Source organism: Caballeronia sp. BCC1704 (genome assembly GCF_902833455.1).
Classification (GTDB): Bacteria; Pseudomonadota; Gammaproteobacteria; order Burkholderiales; family Burkholderiaceae; genus Caballeronia.
Genome location: NZ_CADFFT010000005.1, coordinates 481108 through 498532 on the forward strand (window position 1 = coordinate 481108; position 17425 = coordinate 498532).

General features: G+C 64.0%; 16 protein-coding genes. 10 read left to right on the forward strand and 6 right to left on the reverse strand.

Translation table 11 applies throughout. From position 1 onward, the window contains the following. The first annotated feature begins 225 nt into the window (after positions 1-225). From HWX53_RS25260 to HWX53_RS25275, 4 genes are all read left to right on the forward strand, one after another. Positions 226-855 (forward strand): cytochrome b/b6 domain-containing protein, encoded by a 630-nt coding sequence (locus HWX53_RS25260; protein ID WP_175945978.1) that lies wholly within the window; start codon positions 226-228, stop codon positions 853-855. Positions 856-873: 18 nt separating this feature from the next. Then, the gene (locus HWX53_RS25265; protein ID WP_175945980.1) at positions 874-1650 is read left to right on the forward strand and encodes a molybdopterin-dependent oxidoreductase; all 777 of its coding nucleotides are present in this window, start codon (positions 874-876) and stop codon (positions 1648-1650) included. Between the two features lie 76 nt (positions 1651-1726). Further along, positions 1727-1957: a pentapeptide MXKDX repeat protein gene (locus HWX53_RS25270; protein ID WP_175945982.1), complete on the forward strand. Its 231-nt coding sequence runs from the start codon at positions 1727-1729 to the stop codon at positions 1955-1957. A 197-nt stretch (positions 1958-2154) separates the two neighbouring features. Next, positions 2155-3357 carry an L-dopachrome tautomerase-related protein gene (locus HWX53_RS25275; protein WP_175945985.1) on the forward strand — a complete coding sequence of 401 codons (1203 nt, stop codon included), beginning with the start codon at positions 2155-2157 and terminating at the stop codon, positions 3355-3357. Here HWX53_RS25275 and HWX53_RS25280 read toward each other — a convergent pair. The 5 genes from HWX53_RS25280 to HWX53_RS25300 are packed head-to-tail and all read right to left on the reverse strand — an operon-like array spanning position 3282 to position 8565. Further along, positions 3282-4733, reverse strand: a complete 1452-nt coding sequence (locus HWX53_RS25280; protein WP_175945987.1) for an efflux transporter outer membrane subunit — start codon at positions 4731-4733, stop codon at positions 3282-3284. The two genes, HWX53_RS25275 and HWX53_RS25280, sit on opposite strands and share 76 nt — an antisense overlap. Positions 4734-4747: 14 nt before the next feature. Next, positions 4748-5719 carry an HlyD family secretion protein gene (locus tag HWX53_RS25285; protein WP_175945989.1) on the reverse strand — a complete coding sequence of 324 codons (972 nt, stop codon included), beginning with the start codon at positions 5717-5719 and terminating at the stop codon, positions 4748-4750. Next, positions 5716-5925, reverse strand: coding sequence for a DUF1656 domain-containing protein (locus tag HWX53_RS25290; protein WP_175945991.1), 210 nt, complete (start codon positions 5923-5925; stop codon positions 5716-5718). Before HWX53_RS25290 ends, HWX53_RS25285 begins: the two co-directional genes overlap by 4 nt. A 34-nt stretch (positions 5926-5959) precedes the next feature. Beyond that, the gene (locus tag HWX53_RS25295) at positions 5960-8071 is read right to left on the reverse strand and encodes an FUSC family protein (RefSeq protein ID WP_175945993.1); all 2112 of its coding nucleotides are present in this window, start codon (positions 8069-8071) and stop codon (positions 5960-5962) included. Continuing rightward, positions 8068-8565 carry a MarR family transcriptional regulator gene (locus HWX53_RS25300; RefSeq protein WP_175945995.1) on the reverse strand — a complete coding sequence of 166 codons (498 nt, stop codon included), beginning with the start codon at positions 8563-8565 and terminating at the stop codon, positions 8068-8070. Before HWX53_RS25300 ends, HWX53_RS25295 begins: the two co-directional genes overlap by 4 nt. A 225-nt stretch (positions 8566-8790) precedes the next feature. Between HWX53_RS25300 and ampC the strand changes: the two genes are divergently transcribed. Further along, positions 8791-9957 (forward strand): class C beta-lactamase, encoded by a 1167-nt coding sequence (ampC, locus tag HWX53_RS25305; protein WP_175946238.1) that lies wholly within the window; start codon positions 8791-8793, stop codon positions 9955-9957. Here ampC and HWX53_RS25310 read toward each other — a convergent pair. Further along, the gene (locus HWX53_RS25310; protein WP_175945997.1) at positions 9954-10910 is read right to left on the reverse strand and encodes a LysR substrate-binding domain-containing protein; all 957 of its coding nucleotides are present in this window, start codon (positions 10908-10910) and stop codon (positions 9954-9956) included. The two genes, ampC and HWX53_RS25310, sit on opposite strands and share 4 nt — an antisense overlap. Positions 10911-11029: 119 nt before the next feature. On the opposite strand from HWX53_RS25310, the gene HWX53_RS25315 reads away from it, so the two are divergent. The 5 genes from HWX53_RS25315 to araH are packed head-to-tail and all read left to right on the forward strand — an operon-like array spanning position 11030 to position 17359. Further along, positions 11030-12763 carry an IlvD/Edd family dehydratase gene (locus HWX53_RS25315; protein WP_175946000.1) on the forward strand — a complete coding sequence of 578 codons (1734 nt, stop codon included), beginning with the start codon at positions 11030-11032 and terminating at the stop codon, positions 12761-12763. A gap of 14 nt (positions 12764-12777) precedes the next feature. Then, positions 12778-13716, forward strand: a complete 939-nt coding sequence (locus HWX53_RS25320; RefSeq protein WP_175946002.1) for a Gfo/Idh/MocA family oxidoreductase — start codon at positions 12778-12780, stop codon at positions 13714-13716. 45 nt (positions 13717-13761) lie between these two features. Continuing rightward, positions 13762-14766, forward strand: coding sequence for an arabinose ABC transporter substrate-binding protein (locus HWX53_RS25325; protein WP_175946004.1), 1005 nt, complete (start codon positions 13762-13764; stop codon positions 14764-14766). 6 nt (positions 14767-14772) lie between these two features. Next, positions 14773-16308, forward strand: a complete 1536-nt coding sequence (gene araG / locus HWX53_RS25330; RefSeq protein ID WP_244140265.1) for an L-arabinose ABC transporter ATP-binding protein AraG — start codon at positions 14773-14775, stop codon at positions 16306-16308. Positions 16309-16360: 52 nt separating this feature from the next. Next, complete coding sequence (gene araH, locus HWX53_RS25335) at positions 16361-17359, forward strand: L-arabinose ABC transporter permease AraH (protein ID WP_175946006.1); 999 nt, start codon at positions 16361-16363, stop codon at positions 17357-17359. Positions 17360-17425: the final 66 nt, after the last annotated feature.

Here is a 17425-nt window from a genome sequence, read left to right on the forward strand (position 1 = left end):
AATAGCCGAAGCCACGGCGAGCGGCAATGCCGGCTGCCTTTGCGCCAATCGTTTTCATTGCATGCGTCGTTGGGGGGTGGTTGCTTGCGTACGTTAGTTCGCTTGCGAAGCGCGCGCGGTTACAGCGCAGCGGCAACCCGCATCGAAAAAATTTTGGATGCGGCCTGTAACCGGGCCGACGCGGCGAGCGAATTCACGAGTACATCACCCTTATCGGCCACGATCATGGACACGACACTCGACGCCCCGCCCGAGAGCCTGCAACGCAAGCATCCGGTTCATCCGCTGTGGCTGCGCATCACGCACTGGCTCAACGCCGTGGCAGCGCTCATCATGATGTTCTCGGGCTGGCGCATCTACGACGCATCGCCGGTCTTCGCGCGCATCGTCATTCCGCCTTCCATCACGCTCGGCGGCTGGCTCGGCGGCGCGCTCCAGTGGCACTTCGCCGCGATGTGGCTGCTCGTCTTCAACGGACTCGTGTATCTCGCGCTGAATGTCGCGAGCGGACGCTTCTTCTCGAAGTTCTTTCCGTTATCGCCCCGCGCGGTCGTGCATGACCTCGTTGCGGCGCTGCGCGGCAAGCTCTCGCACGACAATCCGCGCGAGTACAACGCGGTGCAGAAGCTCGCGTACCTCGTGGTCGTGCTGGATCTCATCGTGCTGGTGCTGTCCGGTCTTGCCATCTGGAAGTCCGTGCAGTTTCCGTTGCTGCGTGAACTGATGGGCGGCTACGACAACGCGCGCGTCGTTCACTTCTGTGCGATGGCGGTCATGGCCGCATTCGTGGCCGTGCACGTCGTGATGGTCGCGCTCGTGCCGCGTTCGCTACTCACCATGCTGCGCGGTCGTTGATCGAAGGAAACCCACGCCATGAAGACTCAAAGTAGAAAGATCGCCACGCTCGACCGCGCATCCGTGCTCGCCGATGCGACGCGCGAACTCGCCATGCCGTCGCGGCGCCTCTTCGGCAAGCGGATGCTCACGCTCGGCGGGCTGTCGCTGTTGACCGGCTGTTCCATCACCGACGAAGACTCCGTCAACACGTTTCTCGGCGCCGTCTCACGCCTGAACGATCGCGTGCAGGCGTTGCTGTTCGACCCGACTCGCCTCGCGCCCACTTACAGCGAGGCGCAGATCACACGGCCTTTTCCGTTCAATGCGTACTACGGCATCGACGACGTGCCTCATGTGAATGGCGCGGACTACCGGCTGAAGGTGAGCGGTCTCGTGACGGGCCAGCGCGTCTGGACGCTGCCGGAACTCTACGCGTTGCCCCACGCCGAGCAGATCACGCGGCATATCTGCGTGGAAGGCTGGAGCGCGATAGGGCGCTGGGGCGGCACGCCGTTCCGCGAATTCTTGCGGCGCGTCGGCGCGGACTCGACTGCGAAGTACGTCGGCTTTCGCTGCGCCGACGACTATTACGAAAGCATCGACATGCCCACGGCCCTTCATCCGCAGACGCTGCTCACGTTCGAGTATGACGGCGAGCGTTTGCCCGCGAAATACGGCTATCCGATGAAGCTGCGCATGCCGACGAAGCTCGGTTACAAGAACCCGAAGCACATCGTCGAAATCTTCGTCACTAACACGTATCCCGGCGGCTATTGGGTCGACCAGGGCTACAACTGGTTCGGCGGTTCATGACCGCCGTGCTTTCGAATCCGGTCCGGCCGGAGCAGGTTTTCAACGCAGGTCCGCAGATCCAACAAGGAGAAGTGAAATGAAACGAGTGATGACGGCAGTGTTCGCGGCGGCATTGGCAATCGGTGCATCGGCGGCTCACGCGCAGGCGAGCGGCGCGATGTCCAACGATGCGATGTCGCACGATTCGATGAGCAAGGACGCTATGTCGCACGAGAGCATGAAGAAAGACTCGATGAGCAAGGACAAGATGAAGAAGCACGATGCGATGAGCAAGGACCATCCCGCGTCCGGTGCAATGTCGCAGTAAGCCAGGCATCGAAGCTGGCCTGCGACGAGCACGCCAGCTTGACAGGCGTTTGCCGCGTACCTAGCATCAGTGAACCACCGTTTTTTAATCGCTTACAAACCATAAGCGAGGAGCGGCGAGGCGAGGGACGCGCAATGAGTCACAACGATTCCCGGCAGCGCATGCGGCGGCATGTTCTAGCGTCTTTGGGTGCAGGCATGGCCGGTGTCTTGAGCGTCGGTCTGCCCGCGAGCGAAGCGGCCGAACGCGAACCGCGCCTCGAAACCGTGGCCACGTTCGGCGATGACTTCAGGCTCGTCGGCATCGGCGTCTCGCGGCAGGGGCGCGTGTTCGCCACGGCGCCGGCATCGGTCAAACGGTCGCGCTACAGCATGGTCGAAGTGGATACGAAGACCGGCGCGCTGACGCCCTTTCCCGACGAAAGCTGGAACGTCTATAAGCCCGACGACGACGGCTCGAATCAATGGATCTCGGTGCAGGCGTTGTGGGTCGATGAACACGACCACTTGTGGGCGCTTGATTCATCGCTCGCGTCCGTCGACCAGACACGTCAGCCGCCGAAGCTCATCGAGTTCGATCTCGCGACGCGCAAGATCGTGCGCCGGTTCGACTACGGCAAGATCGTCACGCCGAAAGACTCGCTGAACGATATCCGCATCGATCATAAGCATAACTACGCATTTATCAGCAATGCGGGCAATCAAGGCGGCGTCGTCGTGACGAACCTTGATGCCGGCGAATCGCGGCTCGTGCTGGCGGGCGACCGGTCGAGCGTCGCGGACCCGACCCAGCATCTGATGTTCGGCGATCGCATCGCGCGCAAGCTGGATGGCGGCGTGCTGGTGCTGCAAACCGATGGCATCGCGCTGTCGCCGGATCGCGAGTGGCTGTATTACCGGCCGTTGACCGACCATCACTACTGGCGCCTGCCGACGGCCGCGCTCGTCGATGCGTCGCTATCCGCGCAAGAACTCTCAGAGCGCGTGCAGTTTCTCGGCGATGGCGCCGAGACCGGCGGACTCATCATGAGCGGCGCAGGCGTGCTGTACGGCGGCGATCTGGAAAACCGCACCGTCGTTGCGTTCGATGTCGTCGAGCGTGACGGCAAGCCGGCGCTCGCGCAGAAGACCTTCGTCGGCAAGCATCCGCAAACTTTCATGGGCCGATGGCTTTGCTATCGCGAACGGATACCTGTATATCGCGGACTCGCATCTGCACGAGTTGAACTTCTCGAATGGCTATCCTCGCGAGGGCAAGCTCGCGATCTTTCGAGTGCGCTTGCCGAAGCAGCCGGCGGATGGGCTCGCCGGTTAATCTCGGGCGACTACTTGCGCTGCGCGTTCGCCACGTCTTCATCGCGTTCCCAGCCGCCGCCGAGCGCGAGGAACAGATTCACCTGATCCTGCGCGACCTGGCTCTCGGCCGCCGCCACTTGCGCGGCGACGCTCGTCAGCGTGCGCGTGGCATCCAGGTCCGCGACGAACGACTCGCGCCCGGCCGTATATAGGCGATGCGTTTCATCGGCCGATTCCACCGCCGACCGGTACGCGGTGCGCAGATTGTCGGCACGCGTCGCATCCGACGCATACGTCGCGAGACTGCTTTGCGTTTCGCGCAGCGCATTGAGCACCACGCCGTCGAAGTGCGCGAGCGCGCCGCCGGATGCGGCTTCGGCCTGCACCACGCGAGCGCGTTGCCCGTTGATCGGAAAGCTCCAGTTGATGAGCGGCCCGAACGCCCAGCGATTCGTCGTCGCGCCGAGCAGGTCTTCAGCCACGCCCACGGAACCGACGGACGCGCCGAAGCTCACCGATGGATACAGCGCCGCAGTCGCCACGCCGATGCGCGCGGTCGATGCCGCCAGTTGCCGCTCGGCTTGCCGCACATCGGGACGGCGCTTCAGGAGCGACGCGCCGTCGCCGGCAGGGATCGGCTCGCGCAGCTTCGGCAGCTTGCTGCACGCGAGCGCGGCGGGCGGCAACGCGGACGGCGCGCGCGCGAGCAGCATCGCCAGCCGATACTGCGCCACGCGGCGGCGCGCGACGAAGCGCGGAATGTCGGCGGCAAGCGTCTCGGATTGCGTCTGACCGCGCGTGACTTCGGATTGATTGCTGCGGCCCGCTTCGCGCAGGCGCTGCGTGAGCCTCACGCGTTCCTTCTGGAGTGCTAACGACTTCTGCGCGATGCGTAGTTCTTCAGCCGCCGAACACGATTCGACATACGCGCGCACGACATCGGCCACCACCGTAATGCGCGCGAGATCGACCGCGGCTTCGACGGCTTCGTCGTCGGCGCGGGCGGCTTCCACGCCGCGCTTCAGCTTGCCGAAGAGATCGAATTCATACGACACGCTCAGTTCCAGCGCGCCTTCGTTCACGACCGGCAGCTTCTCGGTCAACAAGTACTGTTCCGCCGATTCCTGCGCCCGCTGGAACGCGACGGAACTGCGGCTGGAAAAGCCGCCTTGCCGGTTTGCGAATTCGACTTCGGCACGCGAACGCGCGAGGTTCGCAGCAGCCACGCGAATGTCCGCGTTAGAAATCAACGCTTCGCTCACGAGCTCGTCGAGCGCGGGATCGTCGTAGAGACGCCACCATTTCGAAGGCGCCGTGCCTTGCGTGACGGGCGCCTGATCCGCGCCGTCGATGGGCGCGTTCGCATACGGCGCATTGACCACTGCGCCTTCGGGCAGCTTGTAGTCCGGGCCGACCGTCATGCAACCGCCGAGCACGAGCATCGACGCGAGCAGGGTCAGGCCGAGGCGCGGGCTTCTCATGCGTGCAGTGCGGTTCATTGCGATGCACCCGAAGCCGGCACATGCGCGGCGACCGGCGATGCGGGCGCCGTCGCGGACGCGGGCATGTTGCCGGACGCGGCACGCGATCCGATGGTGGGACCGACGCCGCGCACCGAGACGGTGGCCGTGCGCCCGGCGATCATGCGAAAGTCGGCGGGGATTTCATCGAGCGTCACGCGCACCGGAATGCGCTGCGCGAGCCGCACCCAGCTGAAGGCGGGGTTCACGTTCGGCAGCAGACTCGAGCTCTGTTGACGGTCGCGATCCTCGATGGCCGCGACGATGCTCTGCACATGTCCGCGCAACAGGTTCGGCTCGCCCATCACCTTGATATCGACCGGTTGCCCGATATCGATGCCGTGCAGCTTCGTCTCTTCGAAGTAGCCATCGACGCGGAAAGAGTGCATATCGACGACGGACAGCACCGCGCGCCCCGCCGAGACGAATTCGCCGATGCGCGGGGCGCGATCGTTGAGATAGCCGTCCACCGGACTCAGGATTTGCGTTCGTTGCAAGTTGAGGCGCGCGGTGTCGATGGCGACTTCGGCATCGGCGAGCGCGGCTGTTGCCTGTTCCACGCGCGAGTGCGTTTCCTCGACCACTTCGCGCGCCACGAGGTTGCCGAGCGAGCGATTGCGCGCGTCCTCGCGCCGCGCCTGATCGAGCGTTGCGCGGCGCTGCTGCGCGGCGGCTTCGGCATTGCGCAGCGCGAGCGTATAGCGCGCGCGATCGATGACGAAGAGCACGTCGCCGCGCTTGACCTGCTGGTTATCGACGACCTTCACATCGGTGATGAGACCGGACACGTCGGGCGCGACCTGGATGACGTCGGCGCGCACGTGGCCATCGCGCGTCCACGGCGCGAACATGTAGTAATCGACCAGCTTCCACAACACGACGGCTGCAATGGCGACGACGATGAGCGTGAGCAGGATCTGCCCGACGGAGAACCAGGTTTTTTTCACGTGATGAGCCGATGCGAAACGATAACGACAAGCCCCAGCACCAGTACATAGATGCCGAGATCGAAAACGGAGCGATGCCACACGAAGCGATAAAAGCCCACGCGCGTGAGCACGGTGCGGATGACGAGGTTCAGCAGATACGCGATGAACATCAGCACGAGAACGGCCGGCACGAAGACGCCGAGAATGTCGATTTCGCCGATCATGCGAGCGAGTCCGGTGATGTGAATGGAGTGAGCATCAGGCGGGTTCTTCCCGTGGCGCGTCGCCACGCGCGGCTGGCGGCGTGTCCGTTGCGGGCGGATGCAGCGACAAGCGCACGCCGATGAGCGCATGCAGCGTGTCGCGCAACAATCGTTCCCCCGGCAATGCCGCCTGCCCGTGCTTTTCCGCCTCCGCGATGGTGTGCGCCGCGACCTGCGCGACGGCGCGGTCGATCGAGCGCACGAGCGTCGACGGCACGGGCTGACGTTCGCGCCGCTCGATGCAATGCCCGAAGTAATCGCGCACGCCTGCGAGCACCTCGTCGATCGACGCCTGAATATCGGAGGCGAGCTTGCGATGCGCGCGCCGCAGATCGAGCGAATTCAGCGCGACGCGAAAATCGCGGAAGCTTTCGATGGACGGGTGCCGGTGCGAATCGGTCAAGGCCTGGCGCGGCAGCACTTGCATCAGGCGGTCGAGCATGCGCGAGTAGAGATTGCGCTGATCGTCGAGCGTCGCCGTGGAAGAACACGCGACGATATCGCGCCATGCCGAGCGCGTGAGCCGCGCGACCGCGAGTTCCGAGCCGAACGGCCGCGTCACGCGCGTCCACACGAACGCGAACAGAAGCCCGGCCACGCCCGCGAGATTGCTGTTGAGAAAGACGAAGAAGTCGGCTTCGTAGGCGCTCTGGATGCTGATGAACGTGGCCGTATTCACCGCGACGAGCATGGTGATGAGCGTGAAGCGCGGCTGCGGAATCAACGTGCCGACGACGAGGAACGGCCCCGCGAAGATGACGACGAGCATCGGAAAGTCATGCACGTGCGGCAGCACGGCGAACACGTAAAGCCCCGCGAACACCACGCTCATGCAGGTCGCAAGAAAGAAGACGAACACTTGCGGCGCGGGTTCGTCGAGCGCCGCGAAGAAGCAGCACGCGACGGCGGCGAGCGTGACCGCGCCCGCGCCGTCCGCCCAGCCCGATTCGATCCACAAGGCGCACGCGACGATGATCGCGCTGACCGCGACGCCCGTCGAAAACAGCATCATGCCGCGATCGAAAAAGCGCTCGGTGCCGCCGAGCCGCCAGTGCCGAAAGCGCGGACGCCACTCGTGTTCGTCATGTAGCATCGCGGCGCGCAGCGTGCGAATGTCCTGCCATACGTCGATGACTTGCGAAAGACGCCACAGCGCGCTAGACAGCAACGCACCGTCTTCGCTCGCGAGCGCCTGCGCCGATGGCCGCATCGCTGCGATGCGTTCGCGCAGCGCGTTCGGCTCGCGATCGGACTCGGCGGCGTCGTGAATCTGCGGCGCGGGAAGCGACATCCACTTGCCCACGTCCGCGAGCAACGCTTTGAGTCCTGGCGGATGCGTGCCACGCTTGTCGACCAGTTCGATGAGCGGATCGGCCAGCGATGAAATCAGAGGCAGAAAGATTTGCATGCGGCCCTGTAACGCGCGCGCGCGCCGGACGATATCGGGCCGTGCGTGATCGTACGTGAGTTGACTCAACAGCACTTCGAGGCCGTTGACGGTCGCGGCGAGCCGCTGACGCGACGCGGATATCGCGGCACCCGCGAGCCGGCCGGAGAGCGTTTCGCTCGCATAGAACGCGGCGTCGCGAAACCAGGCATCGGTGCGTTCGACGAGCGTAGGCGCAAGACGGCTCGGAAAAACGACGCTGCCCACGATGCTCGCCACCACGATGCCGAGCAGAATCTCTTCGGTGCGCGAGATGGCGAGATCGAAGACGACCGGTGGATTCGTCACGGCCGGCAGCGCGATCATCGGCAACGTATAGCCCGCGAGGAGGAAGACGTAGCTGCGCGCCGTGCGGTCGAACATCGAGAGGAACAGCAGCGTGCCTGTCCACAGCGCGACGATCACGCTGAATAGAAACGGCGATTCCACGAAGGGCGGCACGATCACCACCGCGCCTGCCGCGCCGATTGCGGTGCCGAGCGCGCGATACAGCGCCTTGGAGCGCGTGGCGCCGACGAACGGGTTGGAGACGATATAGACCGTGGCCATCGCCCAATAAGGACGCGGCAGTTCCAGCGCGAGGCCGATATACAGCGCGATCATCGCGGCGGCGAAGGTCTTGGCCGAGAAGAGCCACTCGCGTGCGGATGCGAACTTCATGGCGCGTCGGCCCGACTTTTGTTGCTCGCGAGCGCCGCCGTGACTGCCTGTGCATCGAGCGACGCATGAGAAGCCGTGAATGCATTGAGCACGCGCAGCGTGGTTTCCAGATCTTCGCGGCTCACGTCCTCGAGCAAGCGGGCGCGCAGCGAGACGAGACGCTCTTCCATGCGCGCGGTCACGGCGCGGCCCTCGTCCGTCAACGTGATGGTCTTGGCGCGCTTGTCCTCGGGATCTTCGTCCCGCCGAACGAGGCCGGCCGCGCATAATTGATCCAGCAATCTGACGAGCGACGGCCCTTCGATGCCGACGTGCTCGGCGAGCGTGACCTGCCGCACCGCTTCGCCAAGCCGGTTCGCGGTGAGCAACGGCACCGCGCACGCCTCCGATACGCCATACGAAGCGAGCACGCCGTGGCTCGTACGCCGCCAGCGGCGCGCTGCGAGCACGAGCGTGCTACTGACCGACCGGCGCAGGAGATCAATGGGAGTCATGGGCCGGGATTATAGCGATTGTTTTATTCGTTAGCGTGCTATCAATTTACGTTTCTTCGCTTGCTCGCGTTGAGAAGGAGGCATGACGCGGCGGCGAATCAGGCTCGATTGTGGCGGATGCGGAAAGGGCGGATAGTCTCGCCACGGCATGCGCGCGCCGCTTCGGCCAATAGATTCAGTATGCTTCCGTACCAAAAGCGAAGGACTTGAACAGTGAAACTCAAAATGCTGCTCGCAGCGGCTCTTCTTTCCACCTGCTCTTTGTCTGCGTTCAGTCAGCCGGCGAACATAGGCCGTAATGACATCAAGCACATCGTCGATGAGACCGTCATGCCCTTGATGGCGCGCGACGGCATCGCGGGCATGGCAATAGGCATCGTCGTGGAAGGCAAGCCTTATGTCTTCGATTACGGCGTGGCTTCCAAGGAAAGCGGCACGCCCGTTACGCGCGACACCTTGTTCGAACTCGGATCGATCAGCAAGACGTTTACCGCGACGCTTGCATCGTATGCAGAGGAGACCGGGCATCTCTCACTGAGCGATTCGGTCGGCAAGTACTTGCCCGAGTTGCGCGGCACCGCATTCGGCGACGACGTGACGCTGTTAAATCTAGGCACGCACACGCCGGGCGGCTTGCCCTTGCAAGTTCCCGACGAAGTCCACGACAACGCGCAACTCATGCAGTACTTCAAGGGCTGGAAACCGCGCTATGCGCCCGGCACTTACAGGACGTATGCGAATCCGGGCATCGGCACGCTCGGCCTCACCACGGCTAAAAGCATGGGGCAGGATTTCGACACGCTCATCGAGCAACGCATCTTCGCGAAGCTGGGCATGAGCAATAGTTATATGCAGGTGCCACCCGCTCGCATGGCCGACTATGCCGAAGGTTATGCCAAAGACGGCAAGCCCGTGCGCATGAATCCGGGCGTGCTTTCGTCCGAAGCGTACGGCGTGCGATCGACGGCGCAGGATATGACGCGCTTCCTGCAAGCCAACATGAATGAGGCCGCGCATGTCGATGCCACGCTGCAGAGCGCGATCACGGCCACGCATACGGCGTACTTCCAGTCGGGACCGATGACGCAAGACCTCGTCTGGGAACAGTATCCGTATCCCGCGCCGCTGACCGCCTTGCTCGATGGCAACGGCCCCTCGATGATCGTCGATGGCCACGCCGCCGAGCGCATCGACCCGCCGCAAGCGCCGCGCGACGACGTCTGGATCAACAAGACCGGCTCGACCAACGGCTTTGGCGCGTACGTCGCTTTCGTTCCGGCGAAGCATGTGGGCATCGTCATGCTGGGCAACAAGAACATACCGAACGCGGATCGCGTGCGAGCCGCCTATGCAATCGTGACAGCGCTGGCAGACGGAAAGACGAAACCCTAGCGCGATGCGCTCTCGTACACGTCGGCGGCGGTGGCGCGCAAGGCGTCGACCATCACGCTCGTGGCGGGTGCAAAGAGACGGTCGGCGCGCGTGACGATGCCGAAGTCGTCCATCTGACATTCCATCGGCAAGGGCAGCACCGCGGCCATGCCGTGCTGCGCATAGTAAAGCGCCACGTCTTCCGCGAGCACCGCGATCATGTCGCTCTGCTCCAAGAGGCGCGTGATGAAAAGAATTGCTGCCGTCTCGACCACGTTCGACGGCGGCGGCAGACTGGCGCGCTGAAACATCAGTTCGAAGCGATGCCGCAATACGCTGCCCGCCGGCGGCACGAGCCATTCGCACGGCTGGACGTCGGCGAGCGTCAACGCCGGCGCGTTCAGCAGCGGATGACCGGCACGCACGAGCGCGCGCACCGGTTCGCCCGTCAGCGGTTCGTAACGAAGCCGCAGCTTGTCGTGTTCGACCGAAAGCCTTCCGATGACGATATCCAGCTTGTCCTGCGCGAGGCGCTCGAGCAGCACGTTGCTGGTATCGATCTCGACCGAGATGCGGATATCCGCGTGCTGCCGCTTGACTGAAGCGACAGCGGCGGGCAAGAGCCGCACGCCCGGCGACGTGATCGCGCCGATCGCCACATGCCCGAGCCGGCCGGTCTTCAACGCGACGAGTTCTTCCTGCGCCTGATCGAGGCTGCCCAGCACCGCGCGCGCGTGACGCACGATGGCTTCGCCGTACAGCGTGGCGCGCATGCCGCGCGGTTCGCGCTCGAAAAGCGTCACGCCGAGCGTTTCTTCCAGTTCGCGCAAGAGCTTCGACGCGGCCGGTTGCGTCATATGAAGCACGGCCGCCGCGCGATGAATGTTGCCTTCCTCCACGAGCGCGACGACAAGCATCAACTGCCGCGTCTTGAGCCGGCTGCGGATGTACCAAGGGGTCGAATTCAGCAACATTTTTAGGGGTTTCTACGAATGCCGTTTCGGGTATCGGTGGCGTCGAACAATTCATTAGTAGATTATCACGCGCCCTCATAGACTTCGCGGCAATCGCGTTATGAACCAGGACGAAACACATGTCGGCATCGAAGCCCAAGCTGCGCTCCCAAGAATGGTTCGGCACCGCCGACAAGAACGGCTTCATGTACCGAAGCTGGATGAAGAATCAAGGGATTCCCGATCACGAGTTCGACGGCAGGCCAGTCATCGGCATCTGCAATACATGGTCTGAACTCACGCCGTGCAATGCGCACTTCCGCAAGATCGCCGAACACGTGAAGCGCGGCGTGTACGAGGCGGGCGGCTTTCCCGTGGAATTCCCCGTGTTTTCCAATGGCGAATCGAATCTGCGCCCGACCGCGATGCTCACGCGCAATCTCGCGGCGATGGACGTGGAAGAAGCCATTCGCGGCAATCCCATCGATGCGGTCGTGCTGCTCACCGGCTGCGACAAGACCACGCCCGCGCTCTTGATGGGCGCGGCGAGTTGCGACGTGCCGGCTATCGTCGTCACGGGCGGGCCGATGCTGAACGGCAAGCTCAACGGCAAGGACATCGGCTCGGGCACGGCCGTGTGGCAACTGCATGAATCGCTGAAGGCGGGCGAGATCGACCTGCATCAATTTCTTTCGGCGGAAGGCGGCATGTCGCGTTCCGCGGGCACGTGCAACACGATGGGCACCGCCTCCACGATGGCCTGCATGGCCGAGGCGCTCGGCACCTCGCTGCCGCACAACGCGGCGATCCCGGCTGTCGATGCGCGCCGCTACGTGCTCGCGCACATGTCGGGCATTCGCATCGTGGAGATGGCGCTCGAAGGCCTCACGTTGTCGAAGATCCTGACCCGCGAAGCATTCGAGAACGCGATTCGCACGAACGCGGCTATCGGCGGCTCGACGAACGCAGTCATCCACCTGAAGGCGATTGCAGGCCGTATCGGCGTGCCGCTCGAACTGGAAGACTGGACGCGCATCGGTCGCGACACGCCGACCATCGTGGACTTGATGCCCTCGGGCCGCTTCCTGATGGAAGAGTTCTATTACGCGGGCGGCCTGCCCGCCGTGCTGAGGCGCCTGGGCGAAGCGAACCTGTTGCCGCATCCCGACGCATTGACGGTGAATGGCAAATCGCTTTGGGAGAACGTGAAGAACGCGCCCAATACGAACGATGAAGTGATTCGCGAACTGAGCAACCCGCTCATTCAGGATGGCGGCATTCGCGTGTTGCGCGGCAATCTCGCGCCGCGCGGCGCGGTGCTGAAACCGTCGGCAGCGACGCCCGAGCTGCTCAAGCACCGCGGACGCGCGGTCGTGTTCGAGAATCTCGAACACTATAAGGAGCGCATCGTCGACGAATCGCTCGATGTGGACAAGGACTGCGTGCTCGTGATGAAGAACTGCGGGCCGAAGGGTTATCCCGGCATGGCCGAAGTCGGCAACATGGGTTTGCCGCCGAAGCTGTTGCGCCAGGGCGTGAAGGACATGGTCCGTATTTCCGATGCACGCATGAGCGGCACCGCATACGGCACGGTGGTGCTGCACGTCGCGCCGGAAGCGGCGGCGGGTGGTCCGCTTGCCGCCGTGCGCGATGGCGACTGGATCGAGCTCGATTGCGATGCGGGCACGCTGCATCTCGACATCAGCGACGAAGAGCTGGCGAGCCGCATGAGCGGTCACGTGCCGCCGCGCGTGCATGGCGATGGCGGTTATCAGCGCCTCTACGTCGATCATGTTCTTCAGGCAGACGAAGGTTGCGACCTGGACTTCCTCGTCGGCAAGCGCGGAGCAGCGGTGCCACGCCACTCGCATTGACCACGAGGATACGCATGACATCGGCATACACACTCGCCGTCGCGGGGATCGGCAAGATTGCGCGCGACCAGCATCTCCCGGCCATAGCCGCGCAGCCCGGCTTCGAACTCGTCGCCTGCGCGAGCCGCAACGCGAGCGTCGACGGCGTGCGCAATTATGCGGACCTCGACGCGTTGCTCGCCGCCGAGCCGTCGCTCGATGCGGTATCGCTCTGTGCGCCGCCGCAAGTGCGCTTTGCGCAGGCACGCGCCGCGCTCGAAGCGGGCAAGCATGTGATGCTCGAAAAGCCGCCGGGCGCGAGCGTGAGCGAGGTCGAGGCACTGAGAGACATCGCGCAAACGCATGGCCGCACGCTCTTCGCAAGCTGGCATTCGCGCGCCGCGAGCGCCGTCGAACCGGCGCGTGCGTGGCTTGCATCGAAAGAAGCGGGCGCGGTGCGCGCGGTCGAAATACGCTGGAAAGAAGACGTGCGACGCTGGCATCCGGGCCAGCAATGGATCTGGGAGCCGGGCGGCCTCGGCGTGTTTGATCCGGGCATCAACGCGCTTTCCATCGTCACGCGCATCCTGCCGCGCGAGATCGCATTGCGCGCGGCGACGCTCACCATTCCGCGCGATACCGCAACGCCCATCGCCGCCGAGCTCGATTGCGTCGATACGAACGGCGCGCCGGTGCGCGCGTTCTTCGACTGGCGTCATGGCCCGGTCGAGGAGTGGGACATCGATGTCGATACGGACGGCGGCCGTTTGTCGATCCGCGAGGGCGGCAAGCGCCTGTCGATCGCGGGCGAAGCGGTTGCGCTCGGTCCCGAGCGCGAGTATCCGGCGCTGTATGAGCGATTCCGCGAACTGATCGAACGGGGCGAAAGCGACGTGGACGTGCGTCCGCTCAGGCTCGTCGCGGACGCATTTCTGTTAGGCAAACACGTAGAAACCGAGCCATTTGGCCGCTAAATCAAACGACATTCACCAACAAAAGCCAGACCAAGGAGACACGTCATGAACCAACAAATTCGCCGCCTGACCTTGCGCGCCATCATGGCCGCGATGTGCGTCGCGCCTTTCGCGCTCCACGGCGCCGCGCAAGCCGACGAGCCGCTCAAGATCGGCTTCCTCGTGAAGATGCCGGAGCAGGCGTGGTTCATCAACGAGCAGAAGGCATCGACCGCGCTCGGACAGAAAGAGAACTTCACGTCGGTGAATATCGGCACGCCGGATGGCGAGAAAGTGCTCGCCGCCATCGACAACCTCGGCGCGCAAGGCGCGCAGGGCTTCGTAATCTGCGCGCCGGACGTGCGCCTGGGACCGGCCATCGCCGCGCGCGCGAAGCGCTACAACATGAAGTTCGTTTCGGTCGATGACCAGCTCGTCGATTCGTCGGGCAAGCCGCTTTCGAATGTGCCGCACCTCGGCATGTCGGCGTTCAAGATCGGCAATCAGGTCGGCGACGCCATTGCCGGCGAAATGAAGCGCCGCGGCTGGAAGCCGGAAGAAGTGGGCGCGCTGCGTATTACGGACTACGAACTTCCGACGGCGAAGCTGCGCACCGATGGCGCCACGCAGTCGCTCGTCGCGAACGGCTTCAAGAAGGAAAACATCTTCGACGCGCCGCAGAAGACCACGGACGATGAAGGCGGCTTCAACGCGGCATCGCCGGTGCTCGCGCAACATCCGAACATCAAGAAGTGGGTGATCTTCGCGCTGAACGAAGAGTCCGTGCTGGGCGGAGTGCGCGCCACGGAACAGCTGCATATTCCTTCGGCGGATGTGATCGGCGTGGGCATCAACGGCGCGGGCGAAGCGTTTGCCGAGTTCCAGAAAAAGGAACAAACCGGCTTCTTCGGCACGATTGCTGTGAGCTCCACCAACCACGGCAAGCAAAGCGCGCAGAATCTCGTCGACTGGATTCGCAGCGGCAAGCAGCCGCCCGCCGACACGCAAACCACCGGCAAGCTGATGACGCGTGAAAACTGGAAGTCCGTGCGTAGCGAACTCGGTATCTAAGCACGCATGGATACGACGACGGACGACGTGACCCTCGCCCCGGCGCACGGCGAGCGCGGCGCATACCTGGAACTCGACGGCATTACCGTGAGCTTCCCGGGCGTGCGCGCGCTCGACGGCGTGTCGCTGTCGGTGCGCGCGGGCGAAGTGCACGGCTTGATGGGCGAGAACGGCGCGGGCAAATCCACCTTGCTCAAGGTGCTTTCAGGCGTCAACAAGCCGCAAGCGGGAACGCTGAAGCTCAATGGCGCGGAACACCGCTTCACGACGACGCGCGAGGCGATCGCCGCGGGCATCGCGATCATCTATCAGGAACTGCACCTCGTGCCGGAACTGACGGTGGCCGAGAACCTGATGCTCGGGCAATTGCCGAACCGCGCGGGCGTGCTCGACGAACGCGCGCTCGTCAAGCGCGCGATGGCCGAACTGGAGCGACTCGGCGAACGGATCGATCCACGCACGCCGGTGAAGAACCTCTCCATCGGCCAGCGGCAGATGATCGAGATCGGCAAGGCCTTGATGCGCGATGCGCGCGTGATCGCGTTCGACGAGCCGACGAGCTCGCTCTCCGCGCGCGAGACGAAGCAACTGTTCCGCATCATCGACGCGCTTCGCGCCGACGGACGCGCGATCATCTACGTCACGCATCGCATGGACGAAGTGTATGAACTGTGCGACCGCGTGACCGTGTTTCGCGATGGCCGGCGCATCGAGACCTTCGAATCCGTCGCGGGCCTTTCGCGCGACAGGTTGATTGCGTGCATGGTCGGCCGCTCGATCGCGGACGTCTATGGTTATCGCTCGCGCGAAGCCGGCGACGTGATGATCGAGGCAAAGGGGTTGCTCGGGCCAGGCCTTTCCGAGCCGGTTTCGTTCAGCGCGCGGCGCGGCGAGATTCTCGGCTTCTTCGGTCTCGTGGGCGCGGGGCGTTCCGAACTGATGAAGCTGCTCTACGGCGCGACGAAGGCGAGCGAAGGCCATGTCGAGCTGAAGGGCAAGCGCGTCGCGTTTTCGAGCCCGCGCGATGCGGTACGCGCGGGCATCGCGCTGTGCCCCGAAGACCGCAAGCAGGAAGGCATCGTCGCTATCGCGTCCGTGGCGGACAACCTCAATATCAGCGCGCGCCGTCATTTCAGCCCCGCGCGTTTTCTGCTGGATGCGCGCCGCGAGCGCGCGCTCGCGCAGGAATACATCGCGAAGCTCGCGATCAAGACGCGCAGCGGCGAAACCGCTATCGGCACGCTGTCGGGCGGCAATCAGCAGAAGGTGATTCTCTCGCGCTGGCTCGCGGAACGCATCGACGTGTTTCTGATGGACGAGCCCACGCGCGGCATCGATGTCGGCGCGCGTGCCGAGATCTATAACCTTTTGTATGAGCTCGCCGAAGCGGGACGCACGGTGATTCTCGTATCGAGCGATCTGGCCGAAGTGATCGGCGTGTCGGATCGCATCATCGTGATGAAAGAAGGACGCATTGCCGGCGCGCTGCCCAAGTCGCAGGCGACGCCGGACGAACTGATCAAGCTCGCATTGCCCCGCTGACTGCTGACCCCAGCGGCGGCCCCGGAAAGACGAAACGAATTAGAGCCAAGCCATGCAAACTCCAGGCACTTCCTCCACGAGCGATGCTCAAGCGCCCATTGCGCCCTCGCAGGCGCGCATGTGGGACCTCATCAACAAGTCGGGCATCGTCGTGGTGTTCCTGGTGCTGTTCGCGGTGCTCTCCGTCACGGTGCCGGGCTTTCTCACGCCCCGCAATATTCAGGGGCTGCTGCTCTCGGTGACGCTGATCGGCTCCATCGCGGTCACGATGATGTTCGTGCTCGCGCTCGGCGAAGTCGATCTCTCGGTGGCCTCCATCGTCGCGTTCGCGGGTGTGATGGCATCGACCGTCATCACCGCGACGCATAGCGTCATGCTCGGCGTCGCGGCGGGCATTCTCGCGGGCGGCGCGGTCGGACTGGTGAACGGCGTGCTGATCGCGCGCTTCAAGATCAATTCGCTGATCGCGACGCTCGCGATGATGGAAGCGGTGCGCGGTCTCGCGTTCCTCACGTCCAACGGCGACGCGGTGATGATCTCCGAAGAGCGGTTCTTCGATCTCGGCGGCGGTTCGTTCCTCGGCATCTCGTATCCGATCTGGAGCAACATCATCGGCTTCGTCGTATTCGGCTTCCTGCTGAAGAAGACGGTGTTCGGCAAGAACGTGCTGGCCGTCGGCGGCAATAGCGAGGCGGCCGTGCTCGCGGGCCTGCCGGTCACGCGCATCAAGATCACCGTGTTCGTGCTGCAAGGGCTCGTGACCGGCTTCGCGGGCGTCATGCTCGCCTCGCGCATGAGTCTCGGCGACCCGAAGACATCGGTCGGGCTCGAACTCGGCGTGATTTCCGCGTGCGTGCTGGGCGGCGTGTCGCTGACGGGCGGCGTCGCGACGATCTCGGGCGTGCTCGTCGGCGTGCTCATCATGGGCGCGGTGCAGGACGCGATGAGCCTGCTCAACGTCCCGACGTTCTATCAATACCTCATTCGCGGCGGCATTCTGTTGCTCGCCGTGCTGTTCGACCAGTTCAGGCGCAGCAAGCGCGCGGTCTGAACGATACGGGCTGCGGGCGTCGAGAAGCCGCAAAGAATGACAAAAACGCCTCGAAACTAGGCAGAC